General features: G+C 35.1%; 21 protein-coding genes and 1 riboswitch. Of the genes, 13 read left to right on the top strand and 8 right to left on the bottom strand.

Annotated features, from left to right (window positions below):
- Positions 1 to 91 precede the first annotated feature (91 nt).
- The 4 genes from ACSBPO_RS12300 to ACSBPO_RS12285 all read left to right on the top strand — a co-directional run bounded on the left by ACSBPO_RS12300 (position 92) and on the right by ACSBPO_RS12285 (position 3,710).
- On the top strand, positions 92 to 1,138 hold the full coding sequence (locus ACSBPO_RS12300; RefSeq protein ID WP_442593634.1) for a class I SAM-dependent methyltransferase: 1,047 nt from the start codon (positions 92 to 94) through the stop codon (positions 1,136 to 1,138).
- A 31-nt stretch (positions 1,139 to 1,169) separates the two neighbouring features.
- On the top strand, positions 1,170 to 1,991 hold the full coding sequence (locus tag ACSBPO_RS12295; protein ID WP_442593632.1) for an FAD-dependent monooxygenase: 822 nt from the start codon (positions 1,170 to 1,172) through the stop codon (positions 1,989 to 1,991).
- Positions 1,992 to 2,017: 26 nt separating this feature from the next.
- On the top strand, positions 2,018 to 2,338 hold the full coding sequence (locus tag ACSBPO_RS12290; RefSeq protein ID WP_442593630.1) for an FAD-dependent monooxygenase: 321 nt from the start codon (positions 2,018 to 2,020) through the stop codon (positions 2,336 to 2,338).
- A 112-nt stretch (positions 2,339 to 2,450) separates the two neighbouring features.
- Positions 2,451 to 3,710, top strand: coding sequence for a glycosyl hydrolase family 18 protein (locus ACSBPO_RS12285; RefSeq protein WP_442593628.1), 1,260 nt, complete (start codon positions 2,451 to 2,453; stop codon positions 3,708 to 3,710).
- A gap of 37 nt (positions 3,711 to 3,747) precedes the next feature.
- Here ACSBPO_RS12285 and ACSBPO_RS12280 read toward each other — a convergent pair whose 3' ends face one another.
- Complete coding sequence (locus ACSBPO_RS12280; RefSeq protein WP_442593626.1) at positions 3,748 to 4,548, bottom strand: CPBP family intramembrane glutamic endopeptidase; 801 nt, start codon at positions 4,546 to 4,548, stop codon at positions 3,748 to 3,750.
- Between the two features lie 214 nt (positions 4,549 to 4,762).
- Positions 4,763 to 4,805: riboswitch (PreQ1 riboswitch) on the top strand.
- Positions 4,806 to 4,888: 83 nt separating this feature from the next.
- On the opposite strand from ACSBPO_RS12280, the gene ACSBPO_RS12275 reads away from it, so the two are divergent.
- The gene (locus ACSBPO_RS12275) at positions 4,889 to 5,428 is read left to right on the top strand and encodes a VUT family protein (RefSeq protein WP_442593624.1); all 540 of its coding nucleotides are present in this window, start codon (positions 4,889 to 4,891) and stop codon (positions 5,426 to 5,428) included.
- A gap of 316 nt (positions 5,429 to 5,744) precedes the next feature.
- On the top strand, positions 5,745 to 8,279 hold the full coding sequence (gene mprF / locus ACSBPO_RS12270; RefSeq protein ID WP_442593622.1) for a bifunctional lysylphosphatidylglycerol flippase/synthetase MprF: 2,535 nt from the start codon (positions 5,745 to 5,747) through the stop codon (positions 8,277 to 8,279).
- Positions 8,280 to 8,343: 64 nt separating this feature from the next.
- Here mprF and ACSBPO_RS12265 read toward each other — a convergent pair whose 3' ends face one another.
- Positions 8,344 to 9,501, bottom strand: a complete 1,158-nt coding sequence (locus ACSBPO_RS12265; protein WP_442593620.1) for a TIGR04053 family radical SAM/SPASM domain-containing protein — start codon at positions 9,499 to 9,501, stop codon at positions 8,344 to 8,346.
- A 422-nt stretch (positions 9,502 to 9,923) separates the two neighbouring features.
- Here ACSBPO_RS12265 and ACSBPO_RS12260 point away from each other — a divergent pair, with 422 nt between their 5' ends.
- Together ACSBPO_RS12260 and ACSBPO_RS12255 are read left to right on the top strand one after the other, a co-directional pair.
- Positions 9,924 to 10,694 (top strand): NlpC/P60 family protein, encoded by a 771-nt coding sequence (locus ACSBPO_RS12260; protein WP_442593618.1) that lies wholly within the window; start codon positions 9,924 to 9,926, stop codon positions 10,692 to 10,694.
- A 176-nt stretch (positions 10,695 to 10,870) separates the two neighbouring features.
- The gene (locus ACSBPO_RS12255) at positions 10,871 to 12,307 is read left to right on the top strand and encodes a PAS domain S-box protein (RefSeq protein ID WP_442593616.1); all 1,437 of its coding nucleotides are present in this window, start codon (positions 10,871 to 10,873) and stop codon (positions 12,305 to 12,307) included.
- Positions 12,308 to 12,317: 10 nt separating this feature from the next.
- Here the strand turns inward: ACSBPO_RS12255 and ACSBPO_RS12250 are convergent, their stop codons facing one another.
- The 3 genes from ACSBPO_RS12250 to ACSBPO_RS12240 form a co-directional block, all read right to left on the bottom strand.
- Entirely contained in the window at positions 12,318 to 12,950 is a 633-nt protein-coding gene (locus ACSBPO_RS12250) for a hypothetical protein (RefSeq protein ID WP_442593615.1), read from the bottom strand.
- A 105-nt stretch (positions 12,951 to 13,055) separates the two neighbouring features.
- The gene (locus ACSBPO_RS12245) at positions 13,056 to 14,312 is read right to left on the bottom strand and encodes an ATP-binding protein (protein WP_442593613.1); all 1,257 of its coding nucleotides are present in this window, start codon (positions 14,310 to 14,312) and stop codon (positions 13,056 to 13,058) included.
- A 157-nt stretch (positions 14,313 to 14,469) separates the two neighbouring features.
- Positions 14,470 to 14,892, bottom strand: coding sequence for a pyridoxamine 5'-phosphate oxidase family protein (locus ACSBPO_RS12240; protein ID WP_442593611.1), 423 nt, complete (start codon positions 14,890 to 14,892; stop codon positions 14,470 to 14,472).
- Between the two features lie 239 nt (positions 14,893 to 15,131).
- Between ACSBPO_RS12240 and ACSBPO_RS12235 the strand changes: the two genes are divergently transcribed.
- The 4 genes from ACSBPO_RS12235 (at position 15,132) to ACSBPO_RS12220 (ending at position 20,493) form a co-directional block, all read left to right on the top strand.
- Positions 15,132 to 16,388, top strand: coding sequence for an MFS transporter (locus ACSBPO_RS12235; RefSeq protein ID WP_442593609.1), 1,257 nt, complete (start codon positions 15,132 to 15,134; stop codon positions 16,386 to 16,388).
- A gap of 93 nt (positions 16,389 to 16,481) precedes the next feature.
- Entirely contained in the window at positions 16,482 to 16,709 is a 228-nt protein-coding gene (locus ACSBPO_RS12230) for a hypothetical protein (RefSeq protein WP_442593607.1), read from the top strand.
- A gap of 104 nt (positions 16,710 to 16,813) precedes the next feature.
- Positions 16,814 to 19,117, top strand: coding sequence for an ATP-dependent DNA helicase (locus tag ACSBPO_RS12225; RefSeq protein WP_442593606.1), 2,304 nt, complete (start codon positions 16,814 to 16,816; stop codon positions 19,115 to 19,117).
- A gap of 428 nt (positions 19,118 to 19,545) precedes the next feature.
- A complete protein-coding gene (locus tag ACSBPO_RS12220; protein WP_442593604.1) occupies positions 19,546 to 20,493 on the top strand; it encodes a Gfo/Idh/MocA family protein in 948 nt (315 codons plus the stop codon).
- 46 nt (positions 20,494 to 20,539) lie between these two features.
- Here the strand turns inward: ACSBPO_RS12220 and ACSBPO_RS12215 are convergent, their stop codons facing one another.
- The 3 genes from ACSBPO_RS12215 to ACSBPO_RS12205 form a co-directional block, all read right to left on the bottom strand.
- Positions 20,540 to 21,913: a dipeptidase gene (locus tag ACSBPO_RS12215; protein WP_442593602.1), complete on the bottom strand. Its 1,374-nt coding sequence runs from the start codon at positions 21,911 to 21,913 to the stop codon at positions 20,540 to 20,542.
- A 112-nt stretch (positions 21,914 to 22,025) separates the two neighbouring features.
- The gene (locus tag ACSBPO_RS12210; RefSeq protein WP_442593600.1) at positions 22,026 to 23,489 is read right to left on the bottom strand and encodes a cbb3-type cytochrome c oxidase subunit I; all 1,464 of its coding nucleotides are present in this window, start codon (positions 23,487 to 23,489) and stop codon (positions 22,026 to 22,028) included.
- Position 23,490: 1 nt separating this feature from the next.
- Positions 23,491 to 24,027 carry a cytochrome c oxidase subunit II gene (locus ACSBPO_RS12205; protein ID WP_442593598.1) on the bottom strand — a complete coding sequence of 179 codons (537 nt, stop codon included), beginning with the start codon at positions 24,025 to 24,027 and terminating at the stop codon, positions 23,491 to 23,493.
- Between the two features lie 446 nt (positions 24,028 to 24,473).
- Between ACSBPO_RS12205 and paaA the strand changes: the two genes are divergently transcribed.
- Positions 24,474 to 25,367 carry a 1,2-phenylacetyl-CoA epoxidase subunit PaaA gene (gene paaA / locus ACSBPO_RS12200; protein ID WP_442600358.1) on the top strand — a complete coding sequence of 298 codons (894 nt, stop codon included), beginning with the start codon at positions 24,474 to 24,476 and terminating at the stop codon, positions 25,365 to 25,367.
- Positions 25,368 to 25,369 lie beyond the last annotated feature (2 nt).

Below are 25,369 nucleotides of genomic sequence, written 5' to 3'. Positions count from 1 at the left end.
ACGAATGAACCTCAGATTGACTTTTTAGAATATTTAAAATAGTATCTGAATAAACAGGTATTACTGAAAATAAATGTAGGGAGGCAATAAATTGACTCTGAGTGATATAAAAATAGAAGAACCGTTATTCTCTGATGCAGATTTTGAATCCACCATGTTAACCCCGAGTTACCGAATAGACCTTCGGAATCCCACTAATGAGCATCTTGACCGATTTTTCAATGCAAATATAGTTTCGGATTGGTCACAGCTATCTTGGAAAGAGGTTGGAAAACCTTATGAAGTAAAAACGATTGCTAATTCAAAGCGCGAATGGGAACAGGATAACGGAGAAATGTCTGTGAAAGCCTCATGGGAATTTTTTAATCGTTCATTCCATGAATGGTTTGTAAAGGATATGCCAACTGAATTGTCCAACTCAAAAGGTGAACTTAAAAAGTATCTTGCACGTTTCCAAATGCAAGAGGTAAGTAAAGCACTTGGGGAAACGATTCGGCTATCTTTATGGAATTATGCTCATCGAATTGAAGATGGTGTCTGGGATCCAAGAGGTAAAAGAGCTTTATTTGAAGGGATAGATGTAAAAAAACCACGAATTCTATTTCTAGGTGCAGCGGAAGGCTACGAGGCAATGCAGTTATATGCAATGTATCCTGAAGGTGAAGTAGTTATGGTGGATTATGATGAATTTTGCAAAACGGATCGCTTTGGTCATTTTCCAGATAGTTATCCATTTTTAGGAGCCAACCCGCGTTCGGGAAACCCGAGAGTATGGCACAAAAATCAAATGAATATTCATTATCTGGTTGATGATATCCGAAACCTGCCATTTGGTAAGGAATTTGATATTGTTTTGAGTGTTGGGTTATTAGAACATTTTCCTGATGAATTTAAAGCGGAAGCAATGGATTGGCATAGGAAATTCCTAAAACCTGGTGGCTATGCGATCATGACAACACCTAGACTTCAATTAAAATCACGACTATTTTATACCATTATGGCGGATGTTATGAATCATACATATAGAGAGCTCATGGATATCCGTCAAATGGGATTGTATGTCTATGAAGCCGGGTTTGATATTTTACGTCATGGATATATTAAGGTCCATAATGGGATTGTTGCAAGACCGAGGTAGTCTATCATATTTTATAATTAGAGGATAAAAGATGAAAAAAATAATTATTATTGGTGCCGGCATAGCCGGCCTTTCTTCTGCCATTTGCCTTCAGAACATTGGCTACGATGTGAAGGTTTATGAAAAATCTAATAGCATTAGAAATGGTGGAGCTGGTATTACATTATGGAATAATGCGATTCATGCACTGAACTATATGGGAATTAGTTCAGAAAAACTCTATGAAAATAGTAAAATTATTACCCAGTCAAAGATCATTACTTCAAATGGCCAAATTCTAACGAATATTCCATTGGAACAAATATCTACTAAATATGGTGGGAATACAGTAGGTATAGAACGGTCCAAATTACATTCTTTATTAATAGAAAGAATGAATAATACACCAATTATTACGAATAAAAAGTTCTTAAGATTACAACAAGAAAAGAATAAGGTTTTGGTTTTTTTTGAGGATGGTTCAGTAGATTCCTGTGATTTAGTCATTGGAGCAGATGGTATACATTCAAATGTTCGAAAACAAATGACAAAAGATACGAAGCTGCGTTGGAGTGGTTACACTTCATGGAGGGGAGTTACTACCTTTAGTCATGAATACTGTCAAACAGGATATATGTTTGAAGCTTGGGGTAAGGGAGTACGTTTTGGATTGGTTCCTGTTTCAAATCACAAAGTCTATTGGTTTTCTACAAAAAATCAGCGACATCCGGATTCTCAGCTAGATAAAACGAATAAAGAATACCTTGTGGATTTATTTTCCAATTTTATCGAACCTATACCACTAGTATTACAATCTACAAATGAAGATGACATTATTAAAACCGATATTTTTGATTTATCTCCACTCCAATAAAAAAATGGACCTCAGGGAGAATTATTTTGTTGGGAGATGCTGCCCATGCAACCACTCCAAATTTAGGACAAGGGGCTTGTTTAGCTCTAGAGGATGCTGTTGAATTAGCAATGTGTTTAAAACGCCAAGGTGAAATGGAAACAAATCTAAAAATGTTTGAAAAGAAAAGAATGAAAAGAGCACATTCCATTGTGAATCAATCTTGGCAACTAGGAAAAGTAGCACAAATAGAGAATCCACTCTTAGGTTACATTAGGAATCACCTTGTAAAAAAGACACCAAACAAAATCAAACAAACACATTTTGATAAGACAATAGGATACAAGATAACAGAGTTAAAAGGATAGACCTATTTGGTCTGTTTTTTTATTAAAGCTCTTTGTCATTGCTACTCACTGTACTATTTATCCATATCACAACCATAGACTATTATAAAGTATGAAAAAAGGTGTGATATCCATGGCAATTCATATTGTTAGAAACGGAGATACACTTTTGGCAATTTCACAAAAGTATCGGGTATCTATACCCTCCATTTTGAATGTGAATGGTCTTGATTTAACAAATTATTTAATGCCTGGTCTAGCACTTTATATTCCTACATCGGAATTACCCATACGAACTTATCGAATTCGGCCAAGAGACACATTATGGAACCTTTCAAAGATCTATAATACCAGTGTTTCCAATATAATAGCGGCAAATCCCGGAGTGAATCCAAACTTTTTATCCATTGGACAAAAAATAAATATACCATCTCCTCTTAAAATGAATCTTGAAACGTTAGGGTTTATTTTACCTACAACTCCAGCAGTTCCGCTTTTAAGTCAATTAGCCAATCAATTAACATACTTAGCCATTGTTTCTTATTCGCTTACAAACGAAGGTTGGGGGTATGTTCAGCAAGAGGATCTCCCTATCGTTACCGAATGTAAGAGAGTAGGAATAAAGCCATTATTGTTAATACGAAATTATCAAAATAATGTATTTAGCCCTGAACTAATTGGTGGAGTCCTAGGGAACCCTGTTTATAGAAGAAACTTAATATTAAGTACTACCAATCTAGCAAGGCAACGTGGTTACGAAGGGGTAAGCATTGACTTTGAATTTATTCCGCCGGCGAATAGAAATGATTTTATTTTATTTCTAAAAGACCTAAAAGGTGCCTTAGGTAACCTTATATTACATGTAAATGTTCATGCAAAAACAGAAGATATCCCAAATAATCCGATCATTGGTGCTTATGATTATCAAGCTATAGGAAAGTTTGCGGATATAGTTGGAATCATGACCATTGATTATGGTTATCCGGGTGGTCCTCCTGACCCCATATCACCCGTATGGTGGGTAGATCAAGTTCTACAATATGCTACTACTTTAATACCTTCTAATAAAATACAGATAGCTTTTCCGTTATATGCTTATAATTGGAGAACATTAGACAATAAAGTAGTTTCAATGTCTAATTTAGATGCGCAAAATTTTGCACTTCAACAAACGGCTATCATTCAGTATGATTTACTGGCCGCAGAGTCATGGTATCAATATTGGAGTGGTACAGAAGAACATATCGTTTGGTTTGAGGATATTAGAAGTATTACAGAAAAATATAAATTGATTGATTTCTACCAGCTACGAGGAGCTACCTTTTGGCATATAGGATTAAACTTCCCACAGAATTGGTCTTATTTAGGGCAAACGATGAATGTAATGAAATAAAAAATAGAAACCCATATATAATGGATTTCTATTTTTTTTATCGATTCAATGTTTGCGAAGGAAAAACATTTAACGGCTGTTCACTTTTTTTATAAAAACGAATCGCCCACAACATAAATAAAAACATAAGGGCTGGAATACCATAATCGACGATTTGTGAAAAAATCGTATTATCCCCTACCTTATTAATGATAAATAAACTACTGTTCGGTTTTCCGAGTTGTCCTGACATTAATCCATAAAACATATTGGAACCAAAATGGATTCCTGTATTAGCCCAGATTGATCCGGTTTTGTAAAATGCATATGTTAAAGAGAGCCCTAAAATAATTGAAAAAATAATATTGCTCAAACTAAATCCTGCATACCAAAAATCCTCTAATGCATAAATAAGGATACTGATAGCTAAAACCCATTTAACATTTAATGAATTCCTTAATAACCCAATTAAATAACCGCGGATTATAATGTCATTAATCAGCGATCCTAACAAATAACCAACCACTACCTCTAATAAGGGCATTCCAATAAAGTGGTTATTTATCCCTTCATATTGATAATCACCAATTAAGAAATAATAGCTGTCCCATAATGCCCAAAAAGAAAAGCCAATGATAAAGCTAATAAGAAAATTTCTTCCCCAGCCTTTATGAAAATGAACTCCCATACCTGGTAATCCGTTTATTCCAACAAATTTTGCTACTAAATGAGCAAGTGGGAAAAAGAGAAGAATGGTAGCCAATTGCAAATATGAGTTTGATAGCTTAACAGGAACGAGATTAAAGTATAAATCTAAGAAAATAAAACCCAAGATACCAATTAATATTTTTCGGTTCACTATAAAATCCCTCACAAATCAAATTTGAATCCATAGTACCATAATAGAGGGAAAAATAGTAAAAAATAATTAATATTGGAATATATAGTTGACATAACATTATTATGTGAAATAAAAAATAGATTTATATTACTAGAGAATGAAAAAAAGGGGTAGCGAATATAAATATTTATGATAAAATCAATTTTGTGAATTAAATAATTATCCGCTTCCAGCGGTAGAGGTTCTAGCTACCCTCTCTAAAAAACTAAGGAAATCAGTACAGCTTTCTTAGTTGTGCTGTTTTTTTATTTATAAGGGATTATTATTTGTTCAAAAATTATACAGAGGAGACATCCATATGAGAATCTTTTTATATTTAATTTCTATTGTAACGGCCAATGTGGTAACTGCCGCTTTTGCTCCATTAAACATAGGTGCATTTATTGTACCGATGGGAACATTGTTGATTGGAGCTACTTTTATTTTTCGTGACCTTGTACAAAATAAATATGGACGTAAAAAAACCTATATATTTATCGGACTTGCGTTAATCTTGTCCGCAATAGTTTCGAATATATTAGGAGATACACTTTTAATCGTACTGGCTTCTGCGGCATCATTTGCAGTAGCAGAAACGACAGATACAGAAATTTACTCTCGTTTAAAGTTACCAATGGCATGGCGTGTTTTTTATAGTGGATTAGTTGGTGGTTTGCTAGATTCTGTTATTTTTGTCATTATTGGACTTAGTCCATTAGGGGCTAACTTTTTACCATGGGAAGCAGTACCGTTTGCTATTATAGGGCAGGTATTGGTAAAAACCATCATCCAAGGTATGGGTGCTGTAATCTTAAATATGGTAAACAATCATTCCACAAAAAATGCCATTTCAAATTAATGATTCAAAGTTAAAAAGGACAAAGCATCTGATGGCTTTGTCTTTTTTAAATTGAAAAAATGAGTTTTAATAAGCAATTTAATAATGTTTTGCTAGAATTTATTAGTGTAATTATTCCTAAATACTCTGTATTAAAATGATAAAATGGTTTTTTCTCAATAAGTTATTCGCCTATTTTGTGTCTAATTTATAAATTTTGGTGACAATGGGTAGGGTAGAGGATTCATTTATTTTTTGTCTTTATAACTATAAAGCTTTATTTACATGTATAATGGACACGTTATGACTTAAACGTTAAAGAATGGAGTAGTACTAGTTGAAAAATTCTACTAAGAAACATTTCATAACAATTCTTAAATTGCTTGTCCCTTTAGGGCTTTTGGCCTTTATCTTTTGGGAGGGAAGAAAGTTTATAAATGACATTGATTTGTCTTTACTAAAGAAACATATAAATGACATGAATATTTATCAATTACTGTTAATCCTGTTTGTGGGATTAGCTGGCGTTTTTTCAATGACTTTTTATGATTTCGTTCTTAATAAGCGATTAGATATGAAAATACCGAAATTCAAGCTTATTAAGTATTCCTTTATTAGTAATACAATGGCTAATTTATTTGGCTTTGGAGGGTTTGCTGGAGCAGCACTTAGAACGTACTTTTATCAAAGGTATAAAAAAGATCGTGTCTTGGTATTAAAGGGAATAGCAGAGAATTCTGTTTTCTACCTTACTGGTCTTTCTGTCTTATGCAGCATCTTTTTGTTTGGTTTTTTTCAATCATCAATTCTAGAGGAATATTCTTGGCTGAAATTCGTTATTTGGGGAATTGCTCTATATTTGCCAATAATGGTAACCATTTTAGTTTGGACAAAGAGGATTGATTTAAGAAAGAAAGAAGAACGTACGTTTACATATAGTTTAATAATCATTTCAACAGTAGAATGGTTTTTTGTTTTTTTTACCATTTATGTTATTTCAAAGGTATTAGGACTTCCGGTCACGTTTGCCGAAATACTTTCTATAGGTGTTGTAGGAGCATCTGCCGGTGTAGTAAGTATGATACCAGGGGGATTAGGATCGTTTGATTTAATCTTAATCTTGGGTTTAACGGGGCTAAACGTAATGGAGGAGCAGGCGCTTCTACTTTTATTACTTTATAGAATAAGCTATTATTTTTTCCCGTTTATAGTTGGTTTTGTGTTGCTTATCCGCTATGGATGGAAACAATTAAATGAAAAATGGAGTGGTGTTCCAGAAATTCTTCTTGAACATATTAGTCATTTGATCTTAACACTATTGGTCTTTTTTTCTGGGGTTATCTTATTGACATCTGCATCATTACCGGCCGTTATTGAGCGGTTAAGGTTTATGCACCGAATTATCTCCATGCCCCTTATGAATTTATCCCATTTGCTTTCCGTTGCAGTTGGTATCACTTTGTTAGGGTTAGCCCGCGGGATTGAATACAAAGTGAAACGGGCCTATTATTTAACATTCGTTATGCTAATAGTTGGTGCTATCTTTACTCTATCGAAAGGCTTTGATTATGAGGAAGCCATCTTTGTTCTGTTTGTTGCTTGGGTTCTATGGTTATCTAGAGGGCGTTTTTATCGTTTAAATTTCGTCCATACCTGGGGGAGAATGAGTGTCGATTTAATTATTATACTTGGTGTATTGAGCTTCTATTTAGTTTTGGGATATGCAAATTTACCTGAAGCCCCTTTTAAAATTCCAGCTAAATTTCGGGATTTTATTTATACAGAGCCTTCTGATTTATGGTTTAGTGGAATTATTGGTTTCCTTTTGGCGAACATCATTTTATTATTATTTTTCTGGATCAAAGGTCCTTTGAAATGGAAAAAAATGTTGTCTAATAACCATACGTCTGCCATTTTGAACCATCTTGATAAATATGGTGGAACTGTACTTTCCCATCTTATGTTTTTACATGATAAGGCTGTTTACTGGACAAGCAATTCAAAAGTATTATTTTCTTATCAAACGGTTGCAGATAAATTAGTTGTACTAGGGGACCCTGTTGGTGAGAAAGAGTTGATTTTTAAGGCGATTGAGGAATTAAGAGATAATACTGATCGGTTTGGATATACTCCAATTTATTATCAAGTCAGTCAAACCATGTTACCTTATCTACATGAAAACGGATATGACTTTTTAAAGCTGGGGGAAGAAGGATATGTGAACTTAGAAGATTTTTCTCTCAGCGGAAAAAAAATGAAGTCCCTAAGGGCCAGTAAAAATAAATTCGATAAGGACGGTTATAGGTTTGAAATCATTCATCCGCCGTTTTCACAGGAGTTATTTCAGGAATTAAAAAAGGTTTCTGACCATTGGTTGGGAGGGAGAGAAGAAAAAGGGTATTCTCTTGGATTTTTTGATAGAGAGTATCTCTCCCTAACTCCGCTTGCCATTGTCAAAAATCCGGAAGCAGATATTATCGCCTTTGCCTCTATCATGCCAGTTTATGACCGACACCAGACCGTATCTATTGATTTAATGAGATTTATGCCAGAGTCACCAAATGGAACGATGGATTATCTTTTTCTAAATACAATGGAATGGTCCAAACAGGAAGGTTACAAACGTTTTAATCTTGGAATGGCTCCATTATCTAATGTTGGAATATCAAAATACTCTTTTCTAAGTGAGAAGATTGCTGCTCAAATCTATAATCAAGGTCATGTCTTTTATCATTTTCAAGGTGTGAAGAGATTCAAAGAAAAGTATGCAGATTATTGGGAGCCTAAATTTTTGGCTTATAAGAAAAAGACTTCTCTATTTTTTACGATGTTGCAATTAACCTATTTGATTGGGAGAAAAAATACGAAATAATAAAGCCCCTTAACTTTCTAAAGGTTAAGGGGTATTTTATCGGTGGTCTTATGTAACAGATTACTTATTTTAAAGTGCTTTCTTTTGTATTCATTGCTTGAGGAATGTATACACAGAAAGGTTCACTCTCCATATAATCTCCTGTCACTGCATATGTGCGGGAACGGGAGCCCCCACACACATATCTAAATTCACAAATGCCGCATTTACCTTTATAAAGATCAGGTTGGCGAAGCTCTTTAAACACTTTTGATTCACGATAGATGGTGCTTAAAGGGGTTTCCCGAATATTTCCTCCCTTAATAGGTAATAGTCCACTAGGAAATACATCTCCAGTATGTGAGACAAAAGCAAATCCATTCCCATCGTTTACTCCTCGTGGTGCCCGTTTTAATCCGTCAATCATAGAAGCCATATTCTTCGTTAATGTATCTTCATAACGTATTTCATTTATACTTACCTGATTTTCGCGAGCTTTCTGCTGAAAGACTACTCTGCGATAGTGTTGAGCTGCCGTTGTTTTAATATCATAAGGAGCTGTTTTGCTTAATTCGTATAGCCATCTAAAAACTTTTTCATGCTCAGCAGGGGTTATACACGCATCCAGCTGGCCGCGTCCAGTTGGAACCAACAAAAAGATGTACCACATAACCGCTTTTAGCTCTTTTATTAATTCCGCCATTTGCTCAAGTGAGTTGTAATTATAGCGAGAAATAACCGTATTGATTTGTAGCGGCATATTTAATTCATTTAAGTATTTAATTTTTTCAATGGTTAAATCAAAAGAACCTGGTGTCCCACGAAAATGATCATGGATTTCTGGAGTTGGACCATCCAAACTAAATCCCCATCGTGATAAACCGACTGCTTTAGCACGCTCCATTTTTTCAATTGTCACGTTTGGGGTTGCACTTGGTGTCATGGAAACACGCATTCTCTTTTTTATAGCATAATCTGCTAATTCAAAAAGATCTTCTCGCATCATGCAGTCCCCACCTGTGAACACCAGCATAGGATTGTTCATTTCATAAATCTCATCAATAAGTTTCATACCTTCTTCATGGGTAAGTTCATTCGGATCTGGTCTTAGCTGAGCGTCAGCTCTACAGTGCACACATTTTAGCTGACAAGCTCTGGTAACCTCCCAAATGACAATATAGGGGTTGAGGTTATAATCTATCATCGTATCACTGTGCGGATGACCTTGTGAATGAAGGTTCATTTTTTATCACCATACTTCTCTCAATATTAAAAATAAAACAAACCATACTTATACATTCATTATAAAATTCAATCTACACTTACTGGCTAGATGCATTGTTACAATATTTCTACAAACTTATGAGCAATTCGTGAATAAGGAGTTTAGGTTTCGACAAAATTCGGGTGATAACTGCCGCTTGTCGAATTTTAAACATTAAAGTTATGTTACAGGAATGTTACAAAGTTCGGGATAATAGTCCTAGGTAAGGCGCTTGGTTCTTTTTGTACCAAGAGTCAAGGAATTTGTTCTATTTGAAAAGAAAAATGTTTATTTTACCAATATAGTAATTCGGTGGCAGCTCATCCAGTTTTTAATTCTATTAAAATACTTTTCTGACAATTAATATAAAACTATAAAATATAAGAGTAGGAGAGAACATCATGAAAAAACAACTACTTGTTGCTGCAACTGCTGCTGGATTATTATTTACAAGTTTTAATGGAACGGCAAGTGCTCACGAAAATACATACAGGGTGCAATCCGGTGATACCCTCTGGAAGATAGCTTCTGCAAATGGGATTACTGTGACTGACCTTAAGTCATGGAATCAATTATCCTCTGATATGATTTACATCAATCAATCTTTAACACTATTAGCTCCACATACTCATACCACTACTACAAATTATGTTGTGAAATCTGGCGATACTTTATGGTTAATATCTAAGAACGCTGGCATGACGGTTGATGCTCTCAAAACTCTTAATGGCTTAACTTCTGATATGATTTATGTTGGACAAGTTCTAAAAATTGAATCCACTTCAACAAACACGACGGCGACAACTGCTTCGGTTTCAAAAGTAGATGCTCTTGTAACGGAGGCTAAAAAATATATTGGAACACCATATGTTTGGGGAGGATCAACACCATCAGGCTTTGATTGCAGCGGTTATTTAAACTATGTTTATACAAAGGTAGGAGTTTCCATCCCAAGAACGGTTGCAACGATTTGGAATGCGACAACACCAGTTTCTTCACCAAAAATAGGAGACATCGTTTTCTTTGATACAACAGGTGGTCCATCCCATGCAGGTATATACCTAGGAGATAATAAATTTATTCACGCAAGCACTTCACAAGGTGTCACCATCAGTGACTTAAACAACACCTACTGGAAACCTAGATACCTAGGAGCCAAAACACCATTTTAACAAACTAACGCTTTGCCGCACCGGGGGTCAGACCCCCGGTGCTTTAAAGCGATGAAGGTTGTTGGGCTGCCAACAACCTTTTTCCCATTTTCCTATGTTTGTTTATTTGATATGATAGAAGAAAACTAGAGTTGATATTTTTAAATGATGCAAGCCGATGGTTCTTGGAGGTAATCATGATACGTTCGAGTTTATTTAAAGAGGTGTTTGAACAATCAAGTGTTCCTCAAATGCTCTCTACCTTTGATATGTCTGTGAATATAGGGAATAGGGCGTTTTATGATTATTTAGGATATTCCAAAGAGGAGTGGGAGCAGTTATCTGTAAAAGATATATCCCATCCGGAAGACTTTGTAATCGATGAACAATTAATGGGAGAGATGAAGCAAGGGGTACGATCTCATTATCAAATTGAAAAGCGCTATTTTCACAAATTGGGTATGATTCTAACCGCTACACTAACGGTTTCCCTAATAAGAGACCCAGAAACAAATGAACGTTATTACTTTGCTCAAATCAATGATTGTACGGACCAATATGCGATTGAACAGTCACTTCGAAAAAGCGAGCAAAAATATAGATTACTTGCTGAACATTCTTCGGATATTATTATGTTACATGATGTGAATGGAACCTATCAGTACATCTCTCCTTCAGTAGAATCTATTATCGGTTACAAACCAGCGGAAATGCTGGGTACACTTCCATATGATTATGTCCACCAAGATGATATACAAACTCTCTGGGGAAATCATCAGAAACTATTAAAGAACGAAGAAACACTTCAACTTGTTACCTATCGTGTACGAAAAAAGGACGGTTCCTTTTCTTGGCTCGAAACTAGTATAAAAGGTGTTTATGATGAAGAAACAGGGGAGCTTACAGAATTGATATCGGTTTCAAGGGATATTCAAAAAAGAATCGAAACGGATGAGCTTTTACGTAAATCGGAGAAACTAGCTGTTGTTGGTCAAATGGCAGCGGCAGTTGCCCACGAAATTCGAAATCCTCTTACTCCGATAAAGGGGTTTATGACACTCTTATCAAAGACAAAAGAATACAATCCTATGTATATAGAGATTATTCTGAGTGAATTAAAGAGAATTGAATTAATTATTACCGAGTTCCTATCAATGGCAAAACCCCATCATAAAAAATGGGGGACCATCTATCTTGATCAATTGGTTGTTCAAGTATCTAATTTATTGCAATCGGAAGCCATTATGGATAATAAAGAAATTATTCTCGATATACAAAATAAAATACCAAGAATCATAGGTGATGAAAATTCGTTAAAGCAAGTAGTGGTAAATGTTATGCGCAATGCATTAGAATCACTTAATAAAAATGGGAAAGTTAAAGTGACCCTTTATAAGGAAGAAGGCTACATTTGTATAAAAGTGGTGGATAATGGATGTGGCATTTCGGATGAACGTCTTACAAAAATTGGTGAACCTTTTTACTCTACAAAAGAAAAAGGTACAGGACTTGGTTTAATGACAAGCTATCAAATTATACAGAACCATAATGGTAAGATGGATATTAAAAGTAAAGAGGGCGAGGGAACGACTGTCATTATCTCTATGCCAATTAAGTACAAAACCCGTCTATGACGGGTTTGTTTTATTTGATGTTTTGAAGCTCAGAAGAAACTTCGTATAAATCTCCATTGGTATCTTTAAATAAAAATTCATCCTTAATTTTCCCATATTCCTTTGCCCAATACTGACGAACAATACTTCCATCCTCATTCACTTTCTGGATTACCAACACATTAGAAAATTCACCGATCGGCAGAGTTAACTTTTCTGTCAAACTAGTGATTTTCCATTGACCCACTTTCTCTCCAACATTTAATGGAAATCTTAACAATGGTTGAATGATGAATCTACCTTCAAAAGAAGAGGGGGTTGGGATATCGTCTTCATAAAAATCAGGCTGCTCATAGACAAGAGCAATTTCTTGATCAGTTACTTTATAGATTCTAAAAAAACGATTTCCTCCATTATCCATAACTGCTGGATAATAAGGTCCTTCATTTGGATAAAACTTCTCTGTATATTGGGCAAATTCATTACCAATTCCGATGAAAAATTTATCAATAGGTGTTTTTGGGAAATAGTCTAAAAGTGAAATTTTTTGATTTTCTACAACTGGAGGGGGATTGGTGTGGGAATCTTTTGGAGGCTGTTCTGTTTTTGTTACACAGCCAGATAAAAGCAAACAGGATAGAAATAGAAAGAAATATTTACGCATTTTTACACTCACCTCCTCAAAAAAATCTTCTAATAATTAGACGTTGTGCCGTTAGATAAGTTTCGCTTTTTCTAGCATAAAAAAGAACTAGCTTCGTGATACAAGCTAGTTCTTCTCAGCAATTTTTGAAACAGAAGGGAATAATAAAGTAAAGCATGTTCCATTTTTTACTTTACTTTCAATTTTTAATTTACCGTTCATTCTTTTTAAAATATCTAATGAAATCATTAATCCTAAACCTGTCCCTTTTGTTTTGGTCGAATAATAAGGTTGTCCAATTAATTTAATTTGTTCTTTTGAAATCCCGATACCTTCATCTTTAATTTTAATGACAATTTCACCATTCACTTCGTAAGACTTTATCTCTAGCATTCCACCCTCTGGCATCGCTTCGATTCCATTTTTAATAATATTTATGATTAATTGTTTAAATTCATTAGGATCCCCCATGATTTGCATACCATCCTGGATGTGTACATTAAAATCAACAGCAGAAATCATGGAATAAGGTCGTAAGAATTCAATGACGTCCCGTAGGCTATTTGAAATAAAGATAGTTTCATATTCTTGTTTATGAGGCCTAGCTAAAGAAAGAAAATCATCTATAATTTGTTGAGTTCGTTCAAGTTCATCTAAAGAAAGAGTGACATACATATTTTGGTTTTCCGTTAAATTCTTTTCATCCTTTAATATCTGCATAAAACCTCTAATCGTTGTCATTGGATTACGAATTTCATGTGCTACTGAAGCTGCTAATTGACTAATCGCGTTAAGTTTATCCGCCTGTTGAAGTTTTTTTCGAATCATTAAATAGTTCTCATTTAATTCTAGTAAATAGATGACCAATGATAATGCGCAAAACGATACTAGTGTAAAGATTAATACATAAGCAGATTGGTTTATCTTATCTAAGCTAAGTAAGCTAATTATTCTTGTTATGGATATTAGCAGGTAGATTCCGAAAGCTATTGTTATCTTTCGCTTAAGTGAAATAGACTGATACACCTTTCCGATAAAGAAAAAAATAATACTGATAATCGTATAATTAAGAACCACAAAATGTATGTTTGGATCATTTGCGATTAGTTTAAATATACACAGTGCAACCATTAGAAAAAGAGAAATTTTCCGATTTAAATAAAAGAAAGCGATAAAAATCGGTATAAATTTCATGTCAAAAACGATATTTTCACCTATTTCTACAGGGAATAGAATGGTTAAAATAAAGGATATTAAAACGGAGCCTAAAAAAGCAATCTGGTACTGTCGATCGTCTTCATCTATTTTGGTTAACCTATGTATGAAGGGGATAAAAAGCATGATAAACAAATGGAGAAATAATTGCTCAAAAAAATGGCTCAAGTATGTCCCTCCTTAAGGTAGTTCAGGTAATAAATACTTTTAGTATAGCAGAGGGATAGTTGTTAGAATATATAAACTATTAAAACTTTTACGAATATAGGTAGAAAGCACTAAAAAAAGCTTCTTAAATAGAGAAGCTTTCTTGAGTAGGTGATTTCTAGAGCTGTAATATGTTTGGAGAAGAATCACCTTCGTTATTCATTAAGCGTATCTGTGAAGGATCTATTTGAAGAACAATATAATTTGGATCATTTGGACCATCAAACCAGTTTGCCATTTTTTCATTCCATAATTTTGTTTTCAATTCATCGTCACGAATCTTGGCTGTACCCTCAATTTCTAAGTAACCGTCTCCATATCCTTTTCCTTCATATCCTAATAAAATATGTACATTTGGATTCTGTTCGAGCTCCTCTATCTTATGGGTTTCTGTACTTGTAGCAGTATATAATGTCAAACCTTCATGATGGAATGTCATATATCTTGAATGAGGTTTATTTTTTTCTACGGTTGCTAAAGTACCGACATTAGAATCATTTAAAATTTCTTCTATTTTTTCCCTTAATTGTTCCTGGTTCATATATTTTGCTCCTTTTCATTAGATTCGTTGATATTATCCCAAATATTTCATCAAACTAATCTACACATTTTACTAAAAATTCACTTTTATTATTTCGTCTTCCGTAGTAAAATGAGTTGAAATAATTTGAAAATAAGTAAACACATCACCGCTTCAACGTACCGGGGGTCTGACCCCCGGCACGTTAAAGCGGTGATGTGAGAGGTATAGCGATTAATGTGGAGAAAGAGGATGAAATTGTGGAGCAGGATTTAAGTACGATTAAACATAATGAGCGGTACAGCATTTTAAATGGAATAGCTTCAACGGTTGTTACTAGTATTAGTAATAATTATTTCTCCTTATTTGCGATTAGTGTATTAGGAGCAACGAATTATCAGGTTGGATTAATTTCTTCTCTGCCGCAATTTATTGGAATGTTCGCTATGATACTTGGGTCATTTTTACTTAGTAGATTAGAAGAAAAGAAGAAGTTTACTGCACTATCCATATTATTTACTAGACTTTTTGTTTTTGCGATGGTCTTTATCATGTATGTACCTGATGAATACAGAAGTTGGGTTTTTGTGTTATTAATTGGATTTATGAATTTGCCTGGGTCTTTTACTCTTTTAAGCTGGCAATCCTTTATTGGAGACTTAATCCCGGATCATCGTAGGAGTGGCTTTTTTAGTGAACGAAATCGAGTTCTTACCATTGTCGGGATGATTTCGACGTTTTTAATGGGAATCCTTCTTCAACAATTTGATAAAGCGAATCCTGTACCTTATCAATTTATATTCTTTTTTGCGTTTATTTTTGGTGTATTGGAAATGTATTTTTTATTAAAACATGTAGAAAGAAAAAAGGAGAAACAACATTCTTCTTTCGTAAATAAAAAGCTTAGCTTTGACTGGGGAATATTAAAAGATAAACGTTTCTTAATCTTCCTTTTTTGTGCCCTGTATTTCAACTTTGGATGGCAAATGGCATGGCCGCTTTTTAATATTTATCAAATTAAAGATGCACATGCAACTGGATTATGGATTAGTTTGTTTGGGGTGGCTAATTCAATTGCGCAGGTTGCAAGTTATAAATGGTGGGGGAAAATGGCTGATAAGCATACCAACGCTAAAATGCTTATTTATTGTTCCCTTGGTATGGCAACGGCACCAGTTTTAACAATATTATCTAAAAACTTATATTATTTACTGGCTACTAATATATTTACTGGTTTGTTTGTATCAGGTACGGTTTTAATCCTGTTTAATCAGCTTTTAGAAGTGACAGAAGAGGAAAATCGTAGTAATTATATTGCTAACTATAATGTATTGTTGGCGATAATTGGATTTGTTGCGCCACAATTTGGTGTATTTTTACTAGAGACTACCAACATAAATGTTGCTATGACCATATCGACTATAATACGTGCATCGAGTGCTTTTGTATTTATTTGGTTATACTTCACATTGAAAAAAGGAAAGCAACATCCAATTAAAACCGCGTTAGAACAATAATCATCCAGTCGAATAGACTGGATTTTTTTATAGTGAGTTGTGTTAATTTATTCTATAATGAAAAGACAAACCATTTAATTGGAGGTTAAAATCATGAGTCAATGCCAAATCGATCATTCGATTGAAGATGTAAAGAAAAAATTTGAGTCACAAAGCGATTTTTTACCAGAAGAAGTGAAAGAATTATTCAGTTCGTTTTTTTCGGTTGCTCATTCTCAAGAAAAACTAAACGAAATCTTTCATTTATTGAAAAAATATGATCTCTCAAGTGAAGAAGAAAAGACTGTAAGAAATGAGAAATTTTTACAAGTATTAAAATAATACCAGTGATCAAGGTTGAAGAAGGGCCTGAAGATAGGGTTTAGAATTTCATTTTCTAAGCCTTTTTATTGAGTTCATTATAGTGAGTCCAGGGGAGGGATGTTGTGAGTAATCGTGTAAAAATTTCAATCAGATCTTTAGTTGAATATGTTTTTCAAAGCGGAAGTATTGACCAACGTTTTCGAACATCCCAAGCTATGACAGAAGGAACGAAGGCACATCAAAAGATTCAACAAACATATGAAGAAGTTGACCTTAAAGAAGTACCTTTGAACATTGAGTTAGAATGGAATCGCATTTTATACGAAATCGAAGGCCGCTGTGATGGAATTTTAATGAATGCAGAGCAAGTGACCATCGACGAAATTAAGTCTACTTCCCATGACTTGTCCATGATTTCAGAATCTAGTTATCCTGTCCATTGGGCACAGGCCAAATTTTATGCCTATATATACGCCAAGCAACAAGGCATAAAAGAATTAACCGTACAATTAACGTACTTTAATATTAACAATGAGGATAAAAAGCAGTTTGTTCAACGATGTCAAATAGGTGAATTAGAAGAATTTGTTTATGATGTCATTGCAAAATATGCTCCTTATGCTGAACTACGACTTAAACATCAGCAAAATAGAAATGCGAGTATCGAAAAGTTATCATTTCCATTTGAGCAGTTTCGCAAAGGGCAACGAAAGCTAGCGGGTGCTGTTTTTAAGACGATTTCAGATAAGCAAAACTTATTTGCGATGGCCCCAACCGGTATTGGCAAAACCATATCTACCACTTTTCCAGCCATTAAGACATTTCAAACAAATGGGATTGAAAAAGTATTTTATTTAACAGCTAAAACGATTACAAGGCAAACAGCAGAGGAAGCCTTTCAGTTAATGAAAGGAAATGGGCTTTGTTTACACTCCGTGACTATTACAGCCAAGGAGAAAGCCTGTTTGAAAGAAAAAACGTTATGTCAAAAGGATTATTGTGAGTTTGCAAATGGGTATTATGATCGCTTAAATGGTGGTATTTTGGATATTTTGCAAAATGAAGAATCCTTAGACCGGCAAATCATTGAAAAGTATGCTAGAAAACATATGCTTTGCCCGTTTGAGTTTTCGTTGGATCTTTCATACGCAGCCGATGTGGTGATTTGTGATTATAACTATATTTTTGATCCAAGAATCTCACTTAAGAGACTTTTTGAAGATCAAAAAAAGGAAACGGTTTTATTAGTAGATGAAGCCCATAACTTAGTTGATCGTGCTAAAGAAATGTTTTCAGCTGAAATCTTGAAATCTAGTTTTTTGGCGCTGAAAAAAGCATATGAAGGCAAAAATATGATATTATCTCAAACCGCTAAAGAGATTAATAATCAGTTTTTATTGTTAAAGAAACTGGCTAAAGAAAACGATTCTGTTATTTTTGAAAAGGTATCAGAGGATTTTTTAGTATCTTTAGAGCAGTTCCGAAAAGAAGCGGAGCATGAATTATTACATCAAGCTGGAACGACAACAGATGAACAGTTATTAGAAACTTATTTTTTAACGTATAACTTCCTTAGAATACAAAAGCTTTATGACGAGCGATTTATTACATTTATCGAAATGGAGAAAAATGAAGTCAAACTAAAAATGTTCTGTCTCGACCCTTCCAACCATTTAAAGCAAATGACAAAAGGATATCGTTCTAAAATATATTTTTCCGCCACCTTAACACCGATTGATTATTACCAAAATTTATTAGGTGCAAGTGAAGAAGATTATTTGATTGGGATACCTTCACCATTTGATCGTGATCAAGTAGCTTTCCATATTGAACCTTTATCAACTAGATTTAAAGACAGAGAGAGGACCAAATCGCAAATTGTAAAAATTCTTGCTGAATTGGTAAAAAATCAGCAAGGGAACTTTTTGATCTTTTTCCCTTCCTATCAATATATGATGTCAGTGTATGAGCTTTTTATGGATGAAGATATAGTTGTTGAAGTTCTACTTCAGGGCCAAGGGATGTCCGAACAGGAAAGAGAGGATTTTCTCTTGGCTTTTCAGCCAAATAAAACAGAAACTTTAGTAGGCTTTGCTGTTTTAGGAGGCATCTTTTCAGAAGGTGTTGACCTGAAGGGAGATCGCTTGAACGGGGTAGTCATTGTTGGAGTGGGCTTGCCTCAAATTGGACTGGAACGCGATTTAATAAAGGATTACTTTAATAAAGTCGGGAAAAAGGGCTATGACTATTCCTATGTTTATCCTGGGATCAACAAAGTTCTTCAAGCGGGAGGACGACTCATAAGGTCAGAAGAAGACGAAGGGACCATTATTCTGATTGATGACCGATTCCTAGAGAATAAATACCAAAGGCTACTACCAAAAGAATGGACCGAAGGGAGGAAACTCCATCCTTTACCACATTAACGCACCGGGGGTCAGACCCCCAGTGCATTAATGTGGTAAAGTGGGTAATGGAATGCTAGTATGAAAAATTTTCAATGTTGTGCGACGTGTGTAAATTTTAAAGCAGAAAAATCCCAATCGGGGATGCGTTACTCCTGTGTTCGACTGGGCTATGATACCAAGCCTGACTACCAGTTCAATTGTTGGAGTCCAAAAGAAAATATAAAGAAAATCATTGATAAACTTTCAAAGTGATTACCATAGAATGAGATAAAGAGAGAAAGTTTATTTTACCCCTTTAAATCTTCGAGGAATAAGCCTCACGAATTAAAGGGGTAAATTTTTATGAAAATTCTTCTGCTTTTAATTCTATTTTTTCTTTTTAATATTTCTGAATTTAATGGTAAAATAGATTTGTTTCGAAATCTGAAAGATTTGGAGTGTTTGCTATGACAGTAAAAGTAGGGGTAATCGGCCTTGGTGCTATTGGGGAAAGAGTATTAAATAAATTCGTTCAACATCCTTTAACGGAAGTTGCAGCAGTTTGTGATGTGAGTGAAAATCGTTTAGAAGCAATTAAACAAAAACATAATGTTACTACATATACAAATTATAAAGAAATGCTTAAGGATGATTCTATTAATTTAGTATATTTAGCCGTTCCACCTAAATTTCATCATCGGATTGCACTTGATATCATAAGTGCGAAGAAGAATTTCTTATGTGAAAAACCGCTGGCAAATTCGATTTCCGAAGCCTCCGAGATGGCTCAAGCAGCAGAAGAAGCTAATATTGTAAATGCGATTAATTTTCCAATGGTGTATTCCAATGTTTTTCAAAGTTTTAAAGAAAAAATTGTTAATGGTGAAATAGGTACGGTAAAACGTGTAGAAGTACAAATGTATTTTACGACTTGGCCACGCGCATGGCAGAAAAACGATTGGATTGCAAGCAGGGAACAAGGTGGTTATATTCGCGAGGTTGGACCACATTATATCCAAATGGTTCAAGATGTTTTCGGTAATTTGAAAAATGTACAATCGTTTGTGGACTATCCTGAAGACCCAACTCTTTGTGAAAATGGGTTTGTTGCTAGAATGGAGCTTGAAAACGGTACAACCGTTATGTTCAATGGCTTAAGTAATATTGGACAAAAAGAACATATCTCCTTTAAGGTATATGGAGACAAAGGAACGGTTGAAATCACAAACTGGAGCGTTTTATCCTCATCTGAAGGCGACCAGGCACCTGTTACACATCCTCTTCAACGTGAAGACAAATATGATTTAGTAGAAGAACTGGTAAAAGCTATGAATGGGGAAGAAGCACTTCTTGTTTCATTCCGTAAAGGCTATGAAGTACAAAGAGTTTTAGAAAGTTTACTTGGAAACGCATAATTTAAGAAAGCTGACTCCCTCATTTATACAGGAGTCAGCTTCTTTATTATAGAGATTCTTCTAATTCATACCAATAATGACAAAGGGTTTCCATCCCTTTATCGAAGTTTTCTAAATGGAAATGTTCGTTTGGAGCATGGAAATTTTCATCTGGAAGACCAAAGCCCATTAATACCACTGGCTTTTCTAAAATTTGATCAAAGGTTGCTACGATTGGAATTGAACCTCCACCACGAGTATAGGAAGTGGGAACATTATAAACCTTTTCATACGCACGGCCAGCTGCTTGAATGGCAGGATGATCAAATGGAGTTACAAAAGGTGCTCCCTTATCAAATAAAGAAACATTAACCGTTACTCCCGGTGGTGTGTGTGCTTTTACGTGCTCTTGTAGAAGGGCAGCAATTTCATCTGGATCCTGATCAGGTACAAGGCGACAGGTGATTTTTGCATGTGCTTCAGAAGGGATAACTGTTTTGATTCCTTCCCCTTGAAATCCTCCGTAGATTCCATTCACATCTAGCGTAGGACGAACCCATGTTCTTTCCAGAGTCGTGTAACCTTCTTCTCCATACATTTCAGGTACTCCAAGCTGCTTGATGAAAGATTCGTCTTTAATACCTAGTGCATTATACGCTTCTTTTTCATCTGCAGATAGTTCTTGAACTTTATCATAAAAACCATCTACTGTAATTTGCCCCTTTTCATTATGAAAGGAATTTACAATTTCAACTAGTGCGTGAATTGGATTATGAATGGTACCGCCGTATAAGCCGGAGTGTAGGTCGCTAGAAGGACCTTTTACATCGATTTGTACTCCGCAAAGTCCTCTGAGTCCGTAACAAATAGTAGGTTTTCCGCGTTCCATCATGCTTGTATCAGAAATGACAATAAGATCTGATGATAATTTTTCTTTATGTTCCTCAACAAAAGAAGGGAGATTTGGACTTCCGACTTCCTCTTCACCTTCAATTAAAAATTTTACATTGATTGGAAGGGTACCAGTAGTTTCAAGGATGGCTTGTAATGCTTTTACATGCATAAATACTTGTCCTTTATCGTCACTTGACCCACGAGCGTAAATCTTTTCGTTACGGATTTCTGCTTCAAAGGGAGGGCTGTCCCATAGATGAAGAGGATCAACAGGCTGAACATCATAGTGCCCATAGATAAGGACAGTGGGACTTCCTTCAGCTTTTAACCACTCTCCCGTTACCACTGGATGACCTTTTGTTTGATGAATTTCAACCTTTTCCATTCCGATACCTGTTAAAGAGTTGGCCATCCATTGAGCGGCTTTTTGAACATCCTCTTTATGTTCTGGAAGAGAACTAATGCTAGGAATAGCTAAAAATTCCTTTAATTCATTTAAATGTTTTTCTCTGTTTTCAGAGAGATATGTAACGATTGCTTGTTCCACGAAGCAGACCTCCTTTAAAAATCATTCACTATAATATTTCTATATCGGGAAAAAATATTCCTGCTTTTACGCATTAAAGCGCTGGGGGTCTGACCCCCAGCGCTTTGACGCGTTAAGCTGATTTAGTAAGATTGGATTGCTTTTCTTTGCCTACGCTTACAATTCCCATAAAAAATCTTATCGTGAAGATGATACTTGCAAAAATAATGAGGATACCACATACCGCCCCAACTTGGTCAGATGCGACCCATTGTGGTAAATGTTCTGCCCAGCGGCGTGGAACACTAATGCTGCCTGCATATAAAAATGAACCAGTTAATCCTAAGAAGAAAATGAAGTATAATACGATACTGAAAAGATCCCAACCATTTTCCTTTACTTTTCCTTCTTGGTTATTAAAGTAAGACATAAAACCAAATATCATAGTGATTACACCCATTCCCATATACATATGGAAGTGGCCAGGGACCCATTTTGTATTATGCATAATATGATTGATGACAATTGTCGCATCAATAATGGCAGGAATCGCACCAGCTAACCAGCCAAACATGGATAAAAAGAATAATAGGGACCAAAATGACCATTTAATTCCGGAACGGTAGACAATCATTAAGGCTCCATATGCGGTTACGACCATAACTGGTAATCCATTTGCGTATGAAAAAACTTGTCCAATAATGAGCATCCATTTTGGTACGGCAAAATCCATTAATAAGTGATGGGTATAAATCATTAAAGTAAATAAAGTAGAAAAATTCCATGCGATTAAGAACGCTTTATTTGATTTCCATGGGCGATTGGTTGCAGCAGAAAGTCCTTCGTAAACAGCAATAACAGCCATGTAAATCGTAGCATTGGCAAAAATATGACCGAATGCATAGGTTAAATGTTTTGCTAAAAGCGGATCAATAGAGATTGCTGGATTTAAAATATTTAAAATGGAAAATACAATCACTGTTGCTCCTGCTAAAATCGCGGTGGAGTTACAAATAACAACCATTGTACTTGCCACAATTGCGGATGGTGGACCATAGCCCGTTTTTTTTCCTAAAATATAATCCCAACCTAAAGCTTTGTGAAGCCCACCGTAAATACGAGTAATATGATAGGCAACGTATCCATATATGATTAAAAATCCTGATCCTAAAAGGAGTAAACCAAATAAGAAAAATAAGGCACCTATAGAACCATTAAATTCAGCTGATTTTGATGGCAGCGGATATAAAAATGTCCATCCATCTGAAAAGTTAAAAGCAAATATCCCGAGTAATATTAAAGCGACACCTAATAGAAACATAATAAAATTTAGAATAAGTACCTTTGGATTAAGCGGTAAGTATTTGGATAGAAAATACCACATGATTGATAAACCACCAAGTGCTGCAATCCCTACCATACCAGTTCCGTGTGCTGTCATGATTTTATAAAATAATTCTGGAGAAAGTTCAAGCATTTCTCCTTGATTAAGTAACATCAAAACCCCGAATACCATCATAAGTAATATGACTATGGCTGTCGTAATAAGATGGAACATAATTCCTCTTTTAGCTAAGGGTTTAATTGTGTATTCCATTTTAGTTTGCCCCCTTATCTTTTACCGTAATTTCTTTGACCATAACATGATGACCAACGCTGCAGTATTCCAGGCAAAGAATTTTATATTTTCCTGGTTTATCAAAAGTATGGTAGACAGAATTCGTATACTCTGGCATGGCTTGAGTTTGAGCAATTAGTTTCATGTTTTGATCATATAAACCAAAACCATGAGTGACATCTTTACTTGTTACTCGGAATTCAATAGGTTCCCCAACCACAAATTCCTCGTTACTAAGTTCCCATCCAAATTGAAATCCTTTTACCTCAATAACTTTTAATTCATTTGCTGAAACACCATGTTGGTGGTGATAAGGAAGCTTTGTTAATGTCATTCCGGAAACCACGGCCATTACGGCAAGAACTCCAATGAAATAGTACTTTCTAATTTTGTAGCCTTTTTTTTGGATTGGACCGTATTCCTTTAATCTGCCTGACTCTCCGTATACAAAAGCGAATGCTAGTGCAATAAGGAAAACCAGAAACAATGTCACAGTCCAAGCGATTTGTTGATACATTTCTTCCCCTCCAGTTTCTATTTATCTCCCATGAAATTTCTCAAGTGGCTCCCCAACCATTTGAAAATTTCGTTCTCATTTTACGTCAAGTCATTAGAAAATACTGTGATATATATCAAACTTAAGGTAATAACCGTAATAAATGTAAAAAACCAACATTTCATCGCTTTAAAGCACCGGGGGTCTGACCCCCGGTGCTTTAAAGCGATGAAATCATGCGAGGAAATGTGTTAATTTTCAGATAAATATATTGACTTTTCACTATTTACACGGTATCTTTGTTCTAAAACATATAACACATAAATAGTATTACGATAAATAAACGTTATATAAATGTTTTATAATCTTAATACTGTTTATCAGACATATGCTGGAGGTGGAAAGTTTTGAGTGATAGAGTTTCATCCCAACAACAATTAAGAGAAGAAGAAAATTACCAACTTTTTATGGAACGGATTCAAAAGGGAGAAAAAATTGAGGCGGATGATTGGATGCCTGATGAGTACCGCAAAACCTTGATCAAGTTAATTTCCATGCATGGGATTAGCGAAATTATGGGAGCGCTCCCTGAAAAAGAATGGGTTCCGAAGGCGCCATCATTAAGAAGAAAATTAGGGATAATGGCGAAGGTCCAGGACGAAATGGGTCATGGTCAATTGTTATTAAGGGTAGCGGAAGATTTAATGAAACCTTATGGCAAAAACCGTGAAAACATTATGGAAGATTTATTTTCAGGAGATTTAAAGTTTCATAACGTTTTTCATATGGAAGCTCCAACCTGGGCTGATGCTGGATTAATTGGTTGGTTAGTGGATGGTGCGGCCATCATCACGCAAACTAATATGCTTGATGCCTCCTACGGCCCATATGCAAGAGCATTGAAGCGTATCTGCGCTGAAGAAGTCTTTCATGCACAGCACGGAGAATCCATTATCATGGCATTAGCCGAGGGAACACCGGAACAAAAAGCGATGATTCAGGACTCTATTAATAGATGGTGGGATTCGTTATTAATGTTTTTCGGACCTGGAGATGCTTCGACAACGGGAACAACAAAACAAGACATTACCATAAAATATGGCATTCGTACTAAAACCAATGAAGAATTGCGTCAGGATTTCTTTAGCAAATACATTCCGAGAATGCTTTCTCTAGGGCTAAAGCTTCCTGATGATACGATGCATTTTGATGCGACCCAGCAAAAGTGGATTTATAAGCAACCCGATTGGAGTCAATTTAAGGAGATTATTAAAAATAACGGACCAAAATCAAAAGAACGTTTACGTCTTCGTAAAATCTCCTATGAGACAAATGAATGGGTCCGCGCTGCACTTGGTTAATA

It is taken from the genome of Neobacillus sp. D3-1R, from assembly GCF_052180215.1.
Classification (GTDB): Bacteria; Bacillota; Bacilli; order Bacillales; family Cytobacillaceae; genus Pseudoneobacillus.
Note: the sequence above shows the minus strand (reverse complement) of the source record. Positions and strands in the feature narration are given on the sequence as shown.

Bases quoted from the DNA above. Each gene is read 5' to 3' on its own strand.
- paaA (WP_442600358.1), top strand. From the start codon at position 24,474: ATGGAACGGATTCAAAAGGGAGAAAAAATTGAGGCGGATGATTGGATG.
- ACSBPO_RS12210 (WP_442593600.1), bottom strand. From the start codon at position 23,489: ATGGAATACACAATTAAACCCTTAGCTAAAAGAGGAATTATGTTCCAT.
- ACSBPO_RS12250 (WP_442593615.1), bottom strand. From the start codon at position 12,950: ATGCGTAAATATTTCTTTCTATTTCTATCCTGTTTGCTTTTATCTGGC.
- ACSBPO_RS12240 (WP_442593611.1), bottom strand. From the start codon at position 14,892: ATGAACCAGGAACAATTAAGGGAAAAAATAGAAGAAATTTTAAATGAT.
- ACSBPO_RS12255 (WP_442593616.1), top strand. From the start codon at position 10,871: ATGATACGTTCGAGTTTATTTAAAGAGGTGTTTGAACAATCAAGTGTT.
- ACSBPO_RS12285 (WP_442593628.1), top strand. From the start codon at position 2,451: ATGGCAATTCATATTGTTAGAAACGGAGATACACTTTTGGCAATTTCA.
- ACSBPO_RS12230 (WP_442593607.1), top strand. From the start codon at position 16,482: ATGAGTCAATGCCAAATCGATCATTCGATTGAAGATGTAAAGAAAAAA.
- ACSBPO_RS12265 (WP_442593620.1), bottom strand. From the start codon at position 9,501: ATGAACCTTCATTCACAAGGTCATCCGCACAGTGATACGATGATAGAT.
- ACSBPO_RS12295 (WP_442593632.1), top strand. From the start codon at position 1,170: ATGAAAAAAATAATTATTATTGGTGCCGGCATAGCCGGCCTTTCTTCT.
- ACSBPO_RS12220 (WP_442593604.1), top strand. From the start codon at position 19,546: ATGACAGTAAAAGTAGGGGTAATCGGCCTTGGTGCTATTGGGGAAAGA.
- ACSBPO_RS12205 (WP_442593598.1), bottom strand. From the start codon at position 24,027: ATGTATCAACAAATCGCTTGGACTGTGACATTGTTTCTGGTTTTCCTT.
- ACSBPO_RS12275 (WP_442593624.1), top strand. From the start codon at position 4,889: ATGAGAATCTTTTTATATTTAATTTCTATTGTAACGGCCAATGTGGTA.
- ACSBPO_RS12260 (WP_442593618.1), top strand. From the start codon at position 9,924: ATGAAAAAACAACTACTTGTTGCTGCAACTGCTGCTGGATTATTATTT.